Origin of the sequence: Arthrobacter sp. H41 (assembly GCF_000520535.1) — a bacterium.
GTDB lineage: Bacteria > Actinomycetota > Actinomycetes > Actinomycetales > Micrococcaceae > Arthrobacter_D.
Genome location: NZ_KI914838.1, coordinates 1 through 1,858 on the forward strand (window position 1 = coordinate 1; position 1,858 = coordinate 1,858).

Genomic DNA, 1,858 nt, shown 5'->3' on the forward strand with positions numbered 1-1,858 from the left:
GGGTTCAGGGGGTGTTTTTCCAAGGGGGAGCACCCTGCCGGGCGTCCGTGGTCCGCGCGTACGGCGTCAGGAGCATAGAATACTACGGATGATAGTAGATAGAGGGTTCGTCCGCGTCGGTCGGCACGTCACCCAGTGGAGGCATCGCTTCACGGCGGACAAAAAGGAGTGACGGATGGATCGGGGATCGCCCAGCATCAGCAGTGGACCTACCCGGGCGCAGCGGTCTCTCCGAGAGGTGCTGGCTGCGTTTCTTGCCGCAGTCCTGCTGGTAGCGATGCCGCAGCTTGCCGGTCCGGCCTCGGCGCATACCTATCTCCTGTCCTCGGATCCAGCCGACGGCGCGACCGTGGGCGTGGTGCCAGAACAAGTAATGCTTGAATTTACCGAGCAGGTCGAGCTGGAGTTCGCCAATGTCACCGTCTCGGTATCCGGCGGTCCAGCCTACGGCGCGCTGACCGAGGCGGAAGGAAAAACGCTGGTTGTGCGCATCCCGCCCGGAGTAGCTGCCGGTCAACCCGAGAGCGGGCCTGCCCTCTGGAAGATTGCCTACAGGGTCACCGCCAATGACGGGCATCCGGTGAATGAAGCTTTCTCGTTTACTGTCACGCCAGGTTCCGGCGCCGCAGCGGGAGCCCAAGAGCCGATCGCCGCATCAGGAAACAGTGTGGACTCCGAGGTGTGGGCCTCCGATGTCCGTTCTCAGCAGGCGCCGGGAGGGGTCCTGCTAATTCTTGGCGTGTTGACGGCGGCCACCGTACTGATCGCAGTCACCACTCTCCGTCGCCGGGCCAAAAGCCCGGCAGCTGCCACGGTTGGTATCCACACACTCAAAGCCACGTACGGTCCTCTCCTTGGTCGATCAGTATCAACTACTACTAACGATAGTATCAACATACTAGGCGAATTAGTAGGGGGCGGATTTGCGGGGGTTCAGGGGGTGTTTTTCCAAGGGGGAGCACCCTGCCGGGCGTCCGTGGTCCGCGCGTACGGCGTCAGGAGCATAGAATACTACGGATGATAGTAGATAGAGGGTTCGTCCGCGTCGGTCGGCACGTCACCCAGTGGAGGCATCGCTTCACGGCGGACAAAAAGGAGTGACGGATGGATCGGGGATCGCCCAGCATCAGCAGTGGACCTACCCGGGCGCAGCGGTCTCTCCGAGAGGTGCTGGCTGCGTTTCTTGCCGCAGTCCTGCTGGTAGCGATGCCGCAGCTTGCCGGTCCGGCCTCGGCGCATACCTATCTCCTGTCCTCGGATCCAGCCGACGGCGCGACCGTGGGCGTGGTGCCAGAACAAGTAATGCTTGAATTTACCGAGCAGGTCGAGCTGGAGTTCGCCAATGTCACCGTCTCGGTATCCGGCGGTCCAGCCTACGGCGCGCTGACCGAGGCGGAAGGAAAAACGCTGGTTGTGCGCATCCCGCCCGGAGTAGCTGCCGGTCAACCCGAGAGCGGGCCTGCCCTCTGGAAGATTGCCTACAGGGTCACCGCCAATGACGGGCATCCGGTGAATGAAGCTTTCTCGTTTACTGTCACGCCAGGTTCCGGCGCCGCAGCGGGAGCCCAAGAGCCGATCGCCGCATCAGGAAACAGTGTGGACTCCGAGGTGTGGGCCTCCGATGTCCGTTCTCAGCAGGCGCCGGGAGGGGTCCTGCTAATTCTTGGCGTGTTGACGGCGGCCACCGTACTGATCGCAGTCACCACTCTCCGTCGCCGGGCGCGCAGGGCATGACCGTGAATCGCAGCAGCACTGTGCGCCGGGGTGTGTGGGCAGCACTGGTGCTGATCCTGGTGCCGGTGACTGCCGTCGCGGTACTGGCGGTAGCAGGTGCCGCTGGCCCGCCGGGCCCGGGGCT

2 protein-coding genes are annotated in these 1,858 nt (G+C 63.5%); both read left to right on the forward strand.

Annotated elements, in window-relative coordinates; all coding sequences use genetic code 11:
* Nucleotides 1-175: 175 nt before the first annotated feature.
* Complete coding sequence (locus Y705_RS0115530; RefSeq protein ID WP_026533515.1) at nt 176-1,021, forward strand: copper resistance CopC family protein; 846 nt, start codon at nt 176-178, stop codon at nt 1,019-1,021.
* 83 nt (nt 1,022-1,104) lie between these two features.
* A complete protein-coding gene (locus Y705_RS0115535; protein WP_026533516.1) occupies nt 1,105-1,734 on the forward strand; it encodes a copper resistance CopC family protein in 630 nt (209 codons plus the stop codon).
* Nucleotides 1,735-1,858 lie beyond the last annotated feature (124 nt).